The organism is Acidovorax sp. 62, from assembly GCF_002754495.1.
GTDB lineage: Bacteria > Pseudomonadota > Gammaproteobacteria > Burkholderiales > Burkholderiaceae_C > Acidovorax.
Genome location: NZ_PEFJ01000001.1, coordinates 1,983,738 through 1,999,365, shown reverse-complemented (window position 1 = coordinate 1,999,365; position 15,628 = coordinate 1,983,738). Strand labels below are relative to the sequence as shown.

The 15,628-nt window shown below is 56.9% G+C and carries 7 protein-coding genes and 2 rRNA genes; 7 read left to right on the top strand and 2 right to left on the bottom strand.

All coding sequences use genetic code 11. The features are described 5' to 3' along the window. Positions 1-349: 349 nt before the first annotated feature. The 6 genes from CLU86_RS08865 to def all read left to right on the top strand — a co-directional run bounded on the left by CLU86_RS08865 (position 350) and on the right by def (position 7,627). Positions 350-3,228, top strand: a 23S ribosomal RNA gene (locus CLU86_RS08865). A 153-nt stretch (positions 3,229-3,381) separates the two neighbouring features. Then, a 5S ribosomal RNA gene (gene rrf / locus CLU86_RS08860) occupies positions 3,382-3,494 on the top strand. Positions 3,495-3,582: 88 nt separating this feature from the next. Beyond that, positions 3,583-4,833, top strand: coding sequence for a tRNA adenosine(34) deaminase TadA (tadA, locus tag CLU86_RS08855; protein ID WP_099741367.1), 1,251 nt, complete (start codon positions 3,583-3,585; stop codon positions 4,831-4,833). Between the two features lie 55 nt (positions 4,834-4,888). Beyond that, positions 4,889-5,863 carry an LD-carboxypeptidase gene (locus CLU86_RS08850; RefSeq protein WP_099741366.1) on the top strand — a complete coding sequence of 325 codons (975 nt, stop codon included), beginning with the start codon at positions 4,889-4,891 and terminating at the stop codon, positions 5,861-5,863. A gap of 224 nt (positions 5,864-6,087) precedes the next feature. Next, complete coding sequence (locus tag CLU86_RS08845; protein ID WP_099741365.1) at positions 6,088-7,017, top strand: adenylate/guanylate cyclase domain-containing protein; 930 nt, start codon at positions 6,088-6,090, stop codon at positions 7,015-7,017. A gap of 67 nt (positions 7,018-7,084) precedes the next feature. Beyond that, positions 7,085-7,627, top strand: coding sequence for a peptide deformylase (gene def / locus CLU86_RS08840; protein ID WP_099741364.1), 543 nt, complete (start codon positions 7,085-7,087; stop codon positions 7,625-7,627). Between the two features lie 29 nt (positions 7,628-7,656). On the opposite strand, the gene CLU86_RS08835 is transcribed toward def, so the two are convergent. Beyond that, positions 7,657-10,248 (bottom strand): [protein-PII] uridylyltransferase, encoded by a 2,592-nt coding sequence (locus tag CLU86_RS08835; protein ID WP_099741363.1) that lies wholly within the window; start codon positions 10,246-10,248, stop codon positions 7,657-7,659. A 395-nt stretch (positions 10,249-10,643) separates the two neighbouring features. Continuing rightward, positions 10,644-11,459: a type I methionyl aminopeptidase gene (map, locus tag CLU86_RS08825; RefSeq protein WP_099655729.1), complete on the bottom strand. Its 816-nt coding sequence runs from the start codon at positions 11,457-11,459 to the stop codon at positions 10,644-10,646. A 136-nt stretch (positions 11,460-11,595) separates the two neighbouring features. Here map and purL point away from each other — a divergent pair, with 136 nt between their 5' ends. After that, positions 11,596-15,603: a phosphoribosylformylglycinamidine synthase gene (purL, locus tag CLU86_RS08820; protein ID WP_099743460.1), complete on the top strand. Its 4,008-nt coding sequence runs from the start codon at positions 11,596-11,598 to the stop codon at positions 15,601-15,603. Positions 15,604-15,628: the final 25 nt, after the last annotated feature.

The window sequence follows — 15,628 nt, the reverse complement described above, 5'->3', positions numbered from 1 at the left end:
ACCAAAGCGGCTTTGCAAAAGGCCACTTTGTTGTTGATCAATATCGATTGATCAATCGGCTGTTCTTTAAAAATTCATAGAGTCGAATCAGAGTTGTCAGAGGAAACTGCACATTCGTAAAGGTTTAGTGCAGACCGTGCCTCTGATGACAATTTTTTGATTGCGTCAAAACGAATATTCAATAAGCGAAAGCTGATTGAAATTCAGTAATGACGAATGTTCTCAGATGAAAGGTAGAAATACCTGGAGTCGAGGAATTATTCACATTACGGCATAACGCGTCAGGTGAAAGACCTGGCAAGTCCTTGAAAATAATGGCGATATCTTGAAAGAGATGTCAAAGTTATAGGGTCAAGTGACTAAGAGCATGTGGTGGATGCCTTGGCGATTACAGGCGACGAAAGACGTGATAGCCTGCGATAAGCTTCGGGGAGCTGGCAAATAAGCTTTGATCCGGAGATTTCTGAATGGGGAAACCCACCTCGCAAGAGGTATCGCATACTGAATACATAGGTATGCGAAGCGAACCGGGTGAACTGAAACATCTCAGTAGCTCGAGGAAAAGACATCAACCGAGATTCCGAAAGTAGTGGCGAGCGAAATCGGAAGAGCCTTCTAGTGATAGCACGACTGTTAGCAAAACGAAATGGAAAGTTCGGCCATAGCAGGTGATAGCCCTGTATGCGAAAACAGACGTGTGGTACTAAGTTAGAGAAAAGTAGGGCGGGACACGAGAAATCCTGTCTGAATATGGGGGGACCATCCTCCAAGGCTAAATACTCGTAATCGACCGATAGTGAACCAGTACCGTGAGGGAAAGGCGAAAAGAACCCCGGGAGGGGAGTGAAATAGATCCTGAAACCGCATGCTTACAAAAAGTAGGAGCCCGCAAGGGTGACTGCGTACCTTTTGTATAATGGGTCAGCGACTTACATTCAGTGGCAAGGTTAACCGAATAGGGAAGCCGTAGAGAAATCGAGTCCGAATAGGGCGAATCAGTCGCTGGGTGTAGACCCGAAACCAAGTGATCTATCCATGGCCAGGATGAAGGTGCCGTAACAGGTACTGGAGGTCCGAACCCACTAGTGTTGCAAAACTAGGGGATGAGCTGTGGATAGGGGTGAAAGGCTAAACAAACTTGGAAATAGCTGGTTCTCTCCGAAAACTATTTAGGTAGTGCCTCAAGTATTACCGTCGGGGGTAGAGCACTGTTTAGGCTAGGGGGTCATGGCGACTTACCAAACCTATGCAAACTCCGAATACCGACGAGTACAGCTTGGGAGACAGAGCACCGGGTGCTAACGTCCGGACTCAAGAGGGAAACAACCCAGACCGCCAGCTAAGGTCCCTAAAATTGGCTAAGTGGGAAACGAAGTGGGAAGGCTAAAACAGTCAGGATGTTGGCTTAGAAGCAGCCATCATTTAAAGAAAGCGTAATAGCTCACTGATCGAGTCGTCCTGCGCGGAAGATGTAACGGGGCTAAGCCAGTTACCGAAGCTGCGGATGTGCAATTTATTGCACGTGGTAGGAGAGCGTTCTGTAGGCCTGTGAAGGTGTCTGGTAACGGATGCTGGAGGTATCAGAAGTGCGAATGCTGACATGAGTAGCGTTAAAGGGGGTGAAAAGCCCCCTCGCCGTAAGCGCAAGGTTTTCTACGCAACGTTCATCGGCGTAGAGTGAGTCGGCCCCTAAGGCGAGGCAGAGATGCGTAGCTGATGGGAAACAGGTCAATATTCCTGTACCGATCAATAGTGCGATGTGGGGACGGAGAAGGTTAGCTCAGCCAACTGTTGGATATGTTGGTTCAAGCCTGTAGTCGTGCCTGGTAGGCAAATCCGCCGGGCTTAGATGAGGGGTGATAACGAGTCTGCTTGCAGACGAAGTGAGTGATACCCTGCTTCCAGGAAAAGCCACTAAGCTTCAGCTATTGACGACCGTACCGCAAACCGACACTGGTGCGCGAGATGAGTATTCTAAGGCGCTTGAGAGAACTCAGGAGAAGGAACTCGGCAAATTGATACCGTAACTTCGGGAGAAGGTATGCCCCAAGTAGGTGAACTCGTACAGAGGGAGCCCAAAGGGGTTGCAAAAAATCGGTGGCTGCGACTGTTTAATAAAAACACAGCACTCTGCAAACACGAAAGTGGACGTATAGGGTGTGACGCCTGCCCGGTGCTGGAAGATTAAATGATGGGGTGCAAGCTCTTGATTGAAGTCCCAGTAAACGGCGGCCGTAACTATAACGGTCCTAAGGTAGCGAAATTCCTTGTCGGGTAAGTTCCGACCTGCACGAATGGCGTAACGATGGCCACACTGTCTCCTCCTGAGACTCAGCGAAGTTGAAATGTTTGTGATGATGCAATCTCCCCGCGGAAAGACGGAAAGACCCCATGAACCTTTACTGTAGCTTTGTATTGGACTTTGAACAGATCTGTGTAGGATAGGTGGGAGGCTTTGAAGTGAGGACGCTAGTTCTCATGGAGCCAACGTTGAAATACCACCCTGGTGTGTTTGAGGTTCTAACCTAGGTCCATTATCTGGATCGGGGACAGTGCATGGTAGGCAGTTTGACTGGGGCGGTCTCCTCCCAAAGCGTAACGGAGGAGTTCGAAGGTACGCTAGTTACGGTCGGACATCGTGACGATAGTGCAATGGCATAAGCGTGCTTAACTGCGAGACTGACAAGTCGAGCAGATGCGAAAGCAGGACATAGTGATCCGGTGGTTCTGTATGGAAGGGCCATCGCTCAACGGATAAAAGGTACTCTGGGGATAACAGGCTGATACCGCCCAAGAGTTCATATCGACGGCGGTGTTTGGCACCTCGATGTCGGCTCATCTCATCCTGGGGCTGTAGCCGGTCCCAAGGGTATGGCTGTTCGCCATTTAAAGAGGTACGTGAGCTGGGTTTAAAACGTCGTGAGACAGTTTGGTCCCTATCTTCCGTGGGCGCTGCAGATTTGAGGAAGCCTGCTCCTAGTACGAGAGGACCGGAGTGGACACACCTCTGGTGTATCGGTTGTCACGCCAGTGGCATTGCCGAGTAGCTAAGTGTGGAAGAGATAACCGCTGAAAGCATCTAAGCGGGAAACTCGTTTCAAGATGAGATCTGCCGGGGCCTTGAGCCCCCTAAAGAGTCGTTCAAGACCAGGACGTTGATAGGTCAGGTGTGGAAGCGCAGTAATGCGTTAAGCTAACTGATACTAATTGCTCGTGAGGCTTGACCCTATAACTTTGATAGCCAACGCTCAAGCAGTCATGCTTGTGTGAAAAGCTCAAAGATTGTTATGCCAAGTTGACGCAGTCAAAACACATAAAATCTGATTCCAAACTCTATGAATTCGCCAGGCTGTTCCACGAACAGCCCAGCACCAAGTTATGCCTGATGACCATAGCAAGTTGGTACCACTCCTTCCCATCCCGAACAGGACAGTGAAACGACTTTGCGCCGATGATAGTGCGGGTTCCCGTGTGAAAGTAGGTCATCGTCAGGCTCTTATAGCCCCAATACCCCCCAGTCCCAACGGATTGGGGGGTTTTGCGTTATGGGTATTGAATTTGCAATTATTGCTATTTATCTAAATGACTGCTCCAAATTATTCGGATGAGTTTTGGATGAATATGGCGCTGCAGGAGGCAGAGTTAGCCGCCAGGGATGGGGAGATTCCTGTAGGTGCAGTTGTGGTCAAAGATGGTCAACTCATTGCCAAAGGACGTAATGCTCCTGTTGCGCTAGCTGATCCAACAGCGCATGCCGAAGTGCTTGCATTGCGGGCTGCGGCACAAATTTTAGGTAACTACCGTCTTGAGGGATGTACTTTGTATGTGACGCTTGAGCCGTGTGTCATGTGCTCTGGCGCCATTTTCAATGGACGGATCAGTAGAGTCGTTTTTGGTGCTACGGAGCCGAAAACTGGTGCTGCGGGCTCTGTGATTAATCTCTTTTCGCTGTCTGCTCTGAATCACCAAACCAAAATCTGTGGGGGTGTTCTGGCGGATCGCTGCAGCACATTGCTTGTTGATTTTTTCACTAAGCGACGCCAGCAGGCTCGCGCAAAAGAGTCTCAGCGCCCCGTTTTGCGAGACGATGCCCTCCGAACTCCGGATTCTGCATTTGCAGGGTTTGCCTCCTATCCCCCGCACGCCTCTGCTTATCTAAACGATTTGCCCTGCTTATCTGGTTTACGTATGCACTACGTTGACCAAGGGCCATCGGACGCCCCAATCACGTGGCTTTGTTTGCATTCCTCTCTGCGCTGGAGCTATGTTTTCAATGGATTGCTATCCGAGTTATCGTCCTCGGTCCACGTTGTTGCCCCCGATTTGATAGGATTTGGGCGCAGTGACAAGCCTAAAAAAGAATCGTTCCATCAGATTGAGCGCCACCAGCAGGTGTTGCTAGACTTCGTGGAGCGATTGCAGCTAAAGCGTTTGGTCCTTGTTTTGGATGGCTGGGATGAGGGGGTAGGGCTCTTGCTCTGTGCAGAAATTGCCTCTTATGTTGAAGGCATCCTTGTTTTTACTGATGGAATTGAGTACGGTCGCTCTCCAGAGTCGATACTTATAAACGATGCCCCATTTCCCGATAGAGGGCATCGGGCTGCTCCTCGCGTATTTTTTAAGATACAGAAGGAAATTGAGAGTCAGCCATTCTTTAAACCGTTAAGGCCTGATTTTTTTAATGTAAAAAAGCTTTTTTGCGTTGGCGATGATTCCGATTTGAATTTGAATTTCTTTCAAAAAAATATTGATTTCGAATCATTTGATAAAATAGATGAATCCAGTTTTGGTAAATTTTTAATTAAAGTGAAGAATTATTTCGTTTCACTTTAAGCTTGATAATTCGGTATATTAAAATAAACGGAGTAGATCTTTTGATCTAAATTTTGTGAAGCAAAATAGCCATAATCAACTGTGTTGTCATCATGATCATGGGCCGAAGCATATTTATATCTACTCCCCCGCTGGAGCCATTCGTGACAAGTTGGCTTTTAAGAGGGGGGTCGCTCGTCTGGAAGCTTTGGGCCACGAGGTAGAGATTGATCAAGATGCGCGTGCTGTGTACACCCGCTTTGCTGGAGATGACCAGACGCGCTTGGCTGCGATTCATAGAGCTGCAGCCAGTGGCGCAGACGTAGCCCTGATTACCCGTGGCGCTTATGGGCTGACTCGTTTGCTTTCAGAGATTGACTACAAGGCAGTGGGTAAAGCTATCGGCACAGGCACAAAATTCGTCGGTCTCAGTGATTTCACTGCCTTTCAGTCGGCGGTGCTTACGAAAACAGGTGATGTGACGTGGGCTGGACCGTCTTTGATCACCGATTTCGGTGTGGAAGGAACTCCAGATGACATCATGGAGGCTTGCTTTGATGATCTGTTGACTGGCCATGGCGAGGGGGCTGGGTGGCGTCTTCCTCGTGAAAAATCTTTGGCTGAAGTTGAATCAAGCGATTTTTATATCAAGAAAGCTACCCTTTGGGGTGGGAACTTGGCGGTGCTGACTGGATTGATTGGAACGCCTTATTTCCCATCCATAAAGGGCGGGATCCTTTTCATGGAAGATATTGGAGAGCATCCTTATCGGATTGAGCGTATGTTGACCCAGTTGCTGCATTCAGGCGTGCTTGCAAAGCAAAAGGCACTGGTGTTGGGGCAGTTCAATGGATACAAGCTTGCCCCTCATGATAAGGGCTTTAAATTTCAATCGGTAGTCGACTGGCTGCGCACCAAAGTTTCTGTGCCTGTACTGACTAATTTGCCATTTGGTCATGTGCCAACCAAAGTGCTTTTACCTGTTGGCGCGAAGGTTTCCTTGTCCGTTGAAGGGCGTGACGCCCTTTTGTATTGGGGCCACACCCACTAGTTAAGGATGACCATTGCTTTGCAATTGTTTGCAATCTCATCTTTGCTTGCAAAGATCTCTTGCTTTGTTTTGGGCCCCGGGCCCTTGGGCTTTTTCTGAAGTACGCTTAGCCGTTTTGTGGTTTTCTAATCCCTGACTTTGCCGTTTCTCGCGGATGCGACCACTTCAGTCTACGGTCCATGTACTAAACTGGGCTGCATGACGATTTGTGTGAACCTGCGGCCATGACCGTTTTGACAACGGTTGTGTTTGCCGATATCTCCGGCAGTGTGGCGCTGTACGAGACACTGGGTAACGAGCGCGCTGCCGCTGCGGTTGCCCAGTTGACTCAGTGGATCAGTGTTTCGATTCAATCTCATTCAGGCAGGGTGGTGAAAAAGCTGGGTGACGGTGTTCTGGGGGTGTTCGGGGATGCCGCAGGCGCTGTTGCAGCGACTGCAGACATGCTCCAAGCCCACGACCAAAGGCTTGCACGTTGGCCTTATCCGCTGCGGATGGATATTCGTGTCGGGGTGGCTACGGGTGAGATCGTCGAGGTCGACGGCGACTGTTATGGTGATGCGGTCAATGTGGCTGCCAGACTGTGCGAGCGCTCTGGACCAGGGGAGATTTGGGCAACAGAAATGGCTGTGTTGCTGGCTGGCGCCGCACCTGCCGTTTGGTTTCGCAAACTTGGCATGATGGACATTCGCGGCAAAGCGGAACCCGCCATGCTTTACCAAGTCGAGTGGCGCCAAGACCAGGAGCCAGACTCGCTGACCATGCAGGCTGGGCTGGTCAGTCAGCTGTCCCCGGTGGATTCCATTTTGGGGTCCATACAGTTCAGCTGGCATGGTTTGGATGCCACTTTCGCTTCAAATGAAGCCCCTGTGCATATCGGCCGAGCCACTCATGCGCAGTTGTGCATCAATGATTTGCGGGTTTCAAGGTTGCATGCACGCATTGACTGGCGCAACAGCGGCTTTTTGCTGACGGATTTGAGCAGCTTTGGTACCTGGGTGCGGTTTGATGGCAGTGACTCGCATGTGCGACTTCGCCGTGATGCTTGCATCTTGCACGGCACGGGCGAAATATCCCTCGGCGTTTCATTTGCAGACCCCAAGGCCCCGACTGTGGCTTTCCACGTGGCTGGTAGCCGCATGCACCTGGGTTAGGGCTGGCCCTGTGACATGCTGCAACCCTGCTTCCCCTCGTGCCGTTTTATCTCCAAATCAGGTTTTTATGAGCATCCACACTATTCTCAAAATGGGAGACCCGCGACTTCTAAAGATCGCAAGCCCTGTGTCCCAATTCGATACCGATGGGCTTCACCTGCTGGTACGCGATTTATGGGAAACGATGCGCTCCGTGAATGGAGCTGGGTTGGCTGCGCCTCAAATTGGTGTGGATCTTCAAGTCGTTGTTTTTGGCTCTGAGCAACGCAATCCCCGTTATCCAGACAGGCCATTGGTTCCTCTCACCGTATTGGTGAATCCGGTGATCACGCCTGTTGGGGACGCCGAGGAAGAAGACTGGGAAGGCTGCCTATCGGTGCCTGGTTTGCGGGGCAAGGTTCCGCGTTGGCAGCGCGTACGCTACACAGGCTTTGATCCCTATGGTGATCCGATTGATCGAGAGGTGGAGGGATTTCACGCCAGGGTGGTGCAACACGAGTGCGATCACTTGTGGGGGAAGCTCTACCCCATGCGGGTGCGGGATTTCACACAGTTTGGCTACACCGAGGTGCTCTTTCCCGAACTGGGGGCCGCAGACGCTGATGACTGAGGCATAGCCATCGCAAATGCGCTCGTCCATCACTCGGACAGTGCTTGCAGCAACTCCGTCTCAATCTGGATTTGCCGTGCATTGTTTTGCAGCTCAGAGCCTTGCAGCAAGAAGGTATCTTCCACCCGCTCGCCTAACGTGCTGACCTTGGCCAGTTGTACGCTGAGATGGTGTTGCGCCAGGATCCGGGCCACCAAATAGAGCAAGCCAGCGCGGTCGCTGGCAGAGATGCCCAAAAGCCAACGTTGGGCCTTCTCGTCAGGCTGCAGGGTGACACGTGGGGCGATTGGAAAGCTCTTGACCCTGCGGGACACCCGTTTGCGCGCAGGCTCAGGCAGTGGGCCTCCAGCCTCAATTGTGCGCACGAGGTCACTCTCCACCATGTGCGTTAGCTCGCGGTAATGACCGGCCTGCGATGACGCCACGACCTGAAACGAGTCCAGCGCGTAATGGTTGTTGGCTGTGTGCACCCTCGCATCCAGGATGCTGAAGCCTGCGCGGTCAAAGTAGCCGCAAATCCGGGCAAACAAGTCGGCTTGATCAGGCGCATAGACCAGCACCTGCAGGCCCTCGCCCGCCAGCGATTGGCGGGCCCGAACAACGGGCTTGGCTGTACCAACGTGGCGAGACAGGTGGCGGGTGTGCCATGCAATGTCTGCGGCTTCATGGCGCATGAAGTAGCTCACGTCCAGCGTGGCCCACAGCGCCTTGTGCGCTTCAAACGGCTGCGCGCTCAGGGCCAGTTGCACCAGCGCTTCCCGCTTGCGGGCCTCGATTTCTGCAGCCGCATCGGGCGCACGACCCCCCAGTGTCCTCAGAGTGGCGCGGTACAAATCCTCCAGCAACTTGCCCTTCCACGCATTCCAGACCTTGGGGCTGGTGCCCCGGATGTCGGCCACGGTCAACAAGTACATTGCCGTCAGATAGCGCTCGTTGTGCACCCGTTTGGCAAAGGCAGCAATCACATCGGGGTCGCTCAAGTCCTGCTTTTGAGCGATGCGGCTCATCGTCAAATGCTCACTGACCAGAAACTCGATCAAGCGCGCATCTTCTTGCTCTACGCCGTGCTGTCGGCAAAAGCGCCGGACCTCCTGCGCACCAATCTGGGAATGGTCGCCACCGCGTCCCTTGCCGATATCGTGGAAGAGTGCGGCCACATAAAGAATCCACGGTTTGTCCCAGCCGCCCGCCAGCTGCGAGCAAAAGGGGTACTCGTGGGCATGCTCAGCCATGAAGAAGCGGCGCATGTTGCGCAGCACCATCAGGATGTGCTGGTCCACGGTGTAGACATGGAACAGGTCATGCTGCATTTGCCCGACGATGCCGCGAAATGCCCAGAGGTAGCGTCCTAGCACCGAAGTCTGGTTCATCAGGCGCATGGCATGCGTGATGCCTGCAGGTTGCTGCAGGATGCGCATGAAGGCCTGGCGGTTGGCCGGGTCGCGCCTGAACGCGGCGTCCATTACGCCGCGTGCGTTATAGAGCGCCCGCAGGGTGCGTGCAGACAGATTCTTCAGCCCCACCGTGGTTTGGTAGAGCAGAAAGGTCTCCAGGATCGCATGGGGGTCGCGCTGGTAGAGATCGTCGCCGGCCACTTCAATCAGCCCGGCTTTTTCAAAAAAGCGGTCGTTGATGGGGCGGGGTTCATGCGCTGTGGGGTTCAGTCGCTCTTCAATGTTGAGCAGCAAAATCTGGCACAACTGGGAGACCGCCTTGGCCGCCCAGTAATAGCGGCGCATCAGGGTTTCGCTGGCGCGCATGGGCAGGCGTGACCCATCGGGGGCTTGCGAGCGGTAGCCAAACGACTCGGCCACAGCGGTCTGCAAATCGAAGACCAACCGGTCTTCATGCCGCCCTGAGGCCGCGTGCAGGCGGGCCCGAATCAGGCACAGCACGGCTTCATTGCGCTCGATCTGACGCACCTCGAAGGCTGTGGCAATGCCGCTTTTGGCCAGCTCCTTCCAACTGCCCCCCAGGCCTGCGGCCTTGGCCACCCACAAGATCAATTGCAGGTCACGCAGCCCCCCTGGGGACTCTTTGCAGTTTGGCTCCAGGGAGTAGGGCGTGTTTTCGTACTTGGTGTGGCGCTGGCGCATCTCCAGGGTTTTGGCCACCAAAAACGCCTGTGGGTCCATCTGTGCTTGGTACTGTTGCTGAAACTGGGCAAACAGGACCCGGTCTCCGCAAATCAGGCGAGACTCCAGCAAAGAGGTTTGCACCGTGACATCGGCGGCGCTTTCTGCCAGGCACTCGGCAATGGTGCGAACGCTCGATCCGATCTCCAGGCCTGCGTCCCAGCAACTGCCGATGAACCCTTCAATGCGGGCGCTCAGCGGGCTGTCGGCTTGTGGGGTAGCGCCCTCCGGCAGCAGCAGCAAAACATCGACGTCGGAATAGGGAAACAGCTGTGCTCGCCCGTAGCCCCCCACCGCAACGAGGGCACAGCCTGCAGGAAAATCCGCACGCAGCCAGAGCGACTGCAGCAGATCATCCGTGAACGAAGATAGCTTGCGCAGTGCCGCATGGATGCCTCGTGTGGAGGCTACGGTAGCCGCCATGGCGCCAAGGACGCTGGCTTTGTTGCTGCGGTAGTTGGCACGCAGGGCCTGGATGTCGGTCATGAAAATTGGAAGGGGGTGGCAGTAGAGTCTAGTGCGCCACCCTAAGAACCTGTTCAAAGTCTTTTTGGAGATTGCATTGGAGTGCAATCGGGATGAGTGGATGCCTTGGATGCGCCGCATGGGCTTGTGCCCATGCAAGCAGCCGGGGCGTTCAATCGCCCGATTTCACTCCAACCCTTCGGGCAAGTGGCTTGCCGGGCGGTCTGCGTTGTTGCACCGCTTGCCAATAGCACGGGCTATTGGCCGCGCGCTGCGCCTAGCAGCCCATCCCGGCAAGGCACTTGTGCAACTCCAAAAAGACTTTGAACAGGTTCTAACGAGGGGTTGCGCACCTTGAGCCATTTTCAGGCACCCACCCCAAGCAAGAGTCATGCAGGCCCTACTGGGCCGGGTGCTCAGGTGCGGGTTGCCGTCACAAACGCGGGCAGGGTGGGTGAGCCTGCCGACAGCGTCATGACTTCATAACCAGTTTCGGTGACCAGCACCGTGTGCTCCCACTGGGCCGACAGGCTGTGGTCTTTCGTCACAATGGTCCAGCCGTCGTTGCCATGGTTTTTAACGTCGCGCTTGCCCGCGTTGATCATGGGCTCGATGGTGAAGACCATGCCGGGCTGCAGTTCTTCCAATGTGCCGGGTTTTCCGTAGTGCAGCACCTGGGGTTCTTCGTGGAACTTTTGGCCAATGCCGTGGCCGCAGAACTCGCGGACGATCGAGAAGCCCTGGCCTTCGGCAAATTTCTGGATGGCATGCCCAATGTCGCCCAAACGTGCGCCGGGCTTGACTTGCAAAATGCCGTGCCACATGGCGTCAAAGGTGATGGCCGACAGGCGTTTGGCGGCAATCGAGCACTCGCCAATCAGGTACATGCGACTGTTGTCGCCGTACCAGCCGTCTTTGGTGATCACGGTCACGTCCACATTCACGATGTCGCCTTTTTTCAGTGGCTTGTCGTTAGGAATGCCATGGCACACCACGTGGTTGACCGAGGTGCACAGCGAAGCGGGGTAGGGTGGGTAGCCAGGGGGCTGGTAGCCCACAGTGGCCGAGATGGTGCCCTGCTGGGCCATGCATTCGGCGCCCAGGCGGTCAATCTCTTTGGTGGTGATGCCGGGCTTGATGTGGGGGGCGATGTAGTCCAGCACTTCCGAAGCCAAGCGGCAAGCCAGCCGCATGCCCTCAATGTCTTCGGCGCTTTTGATGGTGATGCTCATGGGGCAATTATCCCATTGGGGCCCGCGTGGCGCTGGGTGGGGGCACATGCCCGGTAAAATGGCGGGCTTCACGGCTGCTGCACCCGGCAGGCCCGTGATCCATTTGACCCCCCTCACACCCCAACAGGCCGCTACCGTGACCTTGCACATGACCACGCTGGCGGGCGGCAACGCCCTCAGCAACTTCCGCGCTCAGCAACTTCAGCCCGCCCTCGAGGCCATCCACCCCAAGATCAGTGGCATTGCCGCACGGTTTGTGCACCTGGTTGCCACCGATGCGGCTCCCACGGCCGCAGAGCAAGAGCGCCTGGCCGCGTTGCTAACGTATGGCGACCCTTACACGGGGCCACAAGAAGGCGCTGCACTGGTCGTCACGCCGCGCCTGGGCACGTTGTCGCCTTGGGCCTCCAAGGCCACCGACATTGCCCGCAACTGCGGCATTGTCATCCGCCGGGTGGAGCGCATCACCGAGTACCGCATCAGCCTCAAAACCGGCCTGCTGGGCAAGACGCCTGAGCTGACGGCCGAGCAATGGGCCCAGGTGGCCGCCTTGCTGCACGACCGCATGACCGAATCGGTGGTGGCCGACCGCAGCGCCGCTGCCGCCTTGTTCACCGAACTGCAGCCCGCGCCCATGGAGTATGTGGACGTGCTGGCCGGTGGCCGTGCTGCCCTGGAGGCCGCCAATACCCGCTTCGGCCTGGCCCTCGCCGACGATGAAATCGACTACCTCGTGACCGCGTTCACGGGCCTCGCGCGCAACCCCACTGATGTGGAACTGATGATGTTCGCGCAGGCCAACAGCGAACACTGCCGCCACAAAATCTTCAACGCCGAGTTCACCATCGACGGCGTGGCGCAGGACAAGAGCCTGTTCGGCATGATCCGCAACACGCACCAGCTGGCGCCCCAGCACACGGTGATCGCGTATTCGGATAACGCCTCGGTCATGGAAGGCCATCAGGTCGAGCGGTTTGTAGCGAAAATGGCCTCTAGCGCTGATTCATCAAGCGCTAGCAGCTATCAAAAAAGTAGCGTCACCCAGCATGTGCTGATGAAGGTGGAGACCCACAACCACCCCACAGCGATCTCGCCATTCCCAGGTGCGTCCACCGGCGCGGGCGGCGAGATCCGTGACGAGGGCGCCACCGGCCGCGGCTCCAAGCCCAAGGCGGGCCTCACGGGCTTCACGGTGTCCAAGCTCTGGGGCAGCACCGTGGGCAAGCCTGAGCACATTGCCAGCCCGCTGCAGATCATGGTCGAAGGGCCCCTGGGCGGCGCGGCGTTCAACAACGAATTCGGCCGGCCCAACCTCAACGGCTACTTCCGCGAGTACGAGCAGAACGTGGGCGGCGTGCAGCGCGGCTACCACAAGCCCATCATGATCGCGGGCGGTGTGGGCGTGATCGATGCCGAGCTGACGAAGAAGATTGAGTTTCCCGCCGGTTCGCTGCTGATCCAGCTGGGCGGTCCCGGCATGCGCATCGGCATGGGCGGCAGCGCGGCCAGTTCCATGGCCACGGGCACCAACGCGGCCGAGCTGGACTTTGACTCGGTGCAGCGTGGCAACCCCGAGATCGAGCGCCGTGCGCAAGAGGTCATCAACCATTGCTGGGCGCAGGGCAGCGACAACCCCATCCTGGCGATCCACGACGTGGGTGCAGGCGGCTTGTCCAACGCCTTCCCCGAGCTGACCAACGACGCAGGCCGTGGCGCACGTTTTGACCTGCGTGCCGTGCAGCTCGAAGAGTCGGGCATGGCGCCCAAGGAAATCTGGTCCAACGAATCGCAAGAGCGTTACGTGCTGGCTATTGCGCCCGAGTCGCTGCCCCTGTTCCAGGCTTTCTGCGAGCGCGAGCGCTGCCCGTTTGCCGTGATCGGCACCGCTACAGAGGAGCGCCAACTGGTGTTGCACGACCCCGCTGCCACGGCCGAAGACCAGAAGCTGCCCGTGGACATGCCGATGAACGTGCTGCTGGGCAAGCCGCCCAAGATGCACCGTGACGTGAAGACCGTGGTGCGTGAATTTGCGCCGATGGACTTGACCGGCGTGCCCTTGCAAAAGGCCGTCATCGACGTGCTGGCCCACCCCACGGTGGCGTCCAAGCGCTTCCTCATCACCATTGGCGACCGCACCGTGGGTGGCCTGAGCCACCGCGACCAGATGGTCGGCCCCTGGCAGGTGCCCGTGGCCGACTGTGCTGTGACCCTGGCCGATTACAAGGGCTTTGCGGGCGAGGCGATGAGCATGGGCGAGCGCACGCCGCTGGCCGCCATCAACGCCCCCGCATCGGGCCGCATGGCCGTGGCCGAAGCCATCACCAACTTGTTGGCTGCACCCATCGAGCTGCCACGCGTCAAGTTGTCGGCCAATTGGATGGCCGCTTGCGGCGAGCCTGGCGAAGATGCCGCGCTGTACGAAACCGTGAAGGCCGTGGGCATGGAACTGTGCCCCGCTTTGGGTATCAGCATTCCGGTCGGCAAAGACAGCTTGTCGATGCGCACGCAATGGAGCGAAGGTTCCGACAAGAAGAAGGTCACCTCGCCCGTCAGTCTGATCGTGAGCGCGTTTGCCTCGCTGTCCGACGTGCGTGGCACGCTCACGCCCCAACTCAACGCCACCGAGGCCGACACCACGCTGGTGTTGATCGACTTGGGGCATGGAAAGAACCGCATGGGCGGCAGCATCCTGGGCCAGACGCTGGAGCAGAGCGGTGATGTGGTGCCCGATGTGGACGATCCAAAGGATTTGGTCAACCTCGTCAACGCCGTGAACGCACTGCGCGCCAAGGGGCAGATCCTGGCCTACCACGACCGCAGCGATGGCGGCCTGCTGGCCGCCGCCGCCGAAATGGCGTTTGCAGGCCATGTGGGCGTGTCACTGAATGTGGACATGCTGGTGACCGAAGGCGACGGCGTGAGTGACAGCCGCATGGACACGGGCGATGCCAAGAATTGGACCACCCAGATCGGCGCCCGCCGTGATGAACTGACCCTCAAGGCCCTGTTCAACGAAGAGTTGGGTGTGGTGCTGCAGGTGCGCACCGTAGAGCGCAACGAGGTGATGCAGACCCTGCGTGCGCATGGCCTCTCGGCCTTCAGCCACTTCGTGGGCAAGACGCGCCCTGCGTCGTCCGAAATCGATGCGGGTAAGGGCGAGCTGCAGGTCTGGCGCGATGCCAAGGCTGTGTTCAGCGCCCCGTTGTCCGACCTGCACCAGGTGTGGGACGCGGTGAGCTGGAAGATCTGCCAGCAGCGAGACAACCCCGCCAACGCCGACGCCGAGCACGCGGCAGCGGGCGAGCCGACCGACCCGGGCATGCACGTGCACCTCACGTTCGACGCGGCAGACAACGTGGCTGTGCCGTTCCTCAAACTCGCCAAACCCAAGGTCGCCATCCTTCGCGAGCAGGGGGTGAACTCGCACATCGAAATGGCCTATGCCTTCACCGAGGCTGGTTTCGAGGCCTATGACGTGCACATGACCGACCTGCAAACCGGCCGCGTCAAGCTCGAAGACTTCAAGGGCGTGGTCGCCTGCGGCGGCTTCAGCTACGGCGACACGCTGGGCGCGGGCATTGGCTGGGCGCGTTCCATCACCTTCAACCCAGTGTTGGCCGCACAGTTCCAGGGCTTCTTCGGCCGCACGGACACGTTTGGCCTGGGCGTGTGCAATGGCTGCCAGATGTTTGCCGAGCTGGCCGACATCATCCCCGGCGCGCAAGACTGGCCACGCTTCACCACCAACCAGAGCGAGCGTTTCGAGGCCCGCTTGTCGCTGGTGGAAGTGCTGGAATCCCCCAGCCTGTTCCTGCAAGGCATGGCCGGCAGTCGCCTGCCGATTGCGGTGGCGCATGGCGAGGGCTATGCCAACTTCAAGTACCGGGGCAACGCTGACAAGGCCATTGCCGCGATGCGCTACGTGGACAACCATGGCCGCGCCACGGATCAGTACCCCTTCAACCCCAACGGCAGTGCCGGTGGCCTCACGGCGGTGACTACGGCGGACGGCCGCTTCACGGCCATGATGCCGCACCCCGAGCGTGTGTTCCGCAACGTGCAGATGAGCTGGACGAGCGAAGACAAGGCGGAGTACAGCGCCTGGATGCGCATCTGGCGCAACGCGCGCAAGTGGGTGGGTTGAGGTGGGTGGGCTGAGGCCCTGACCT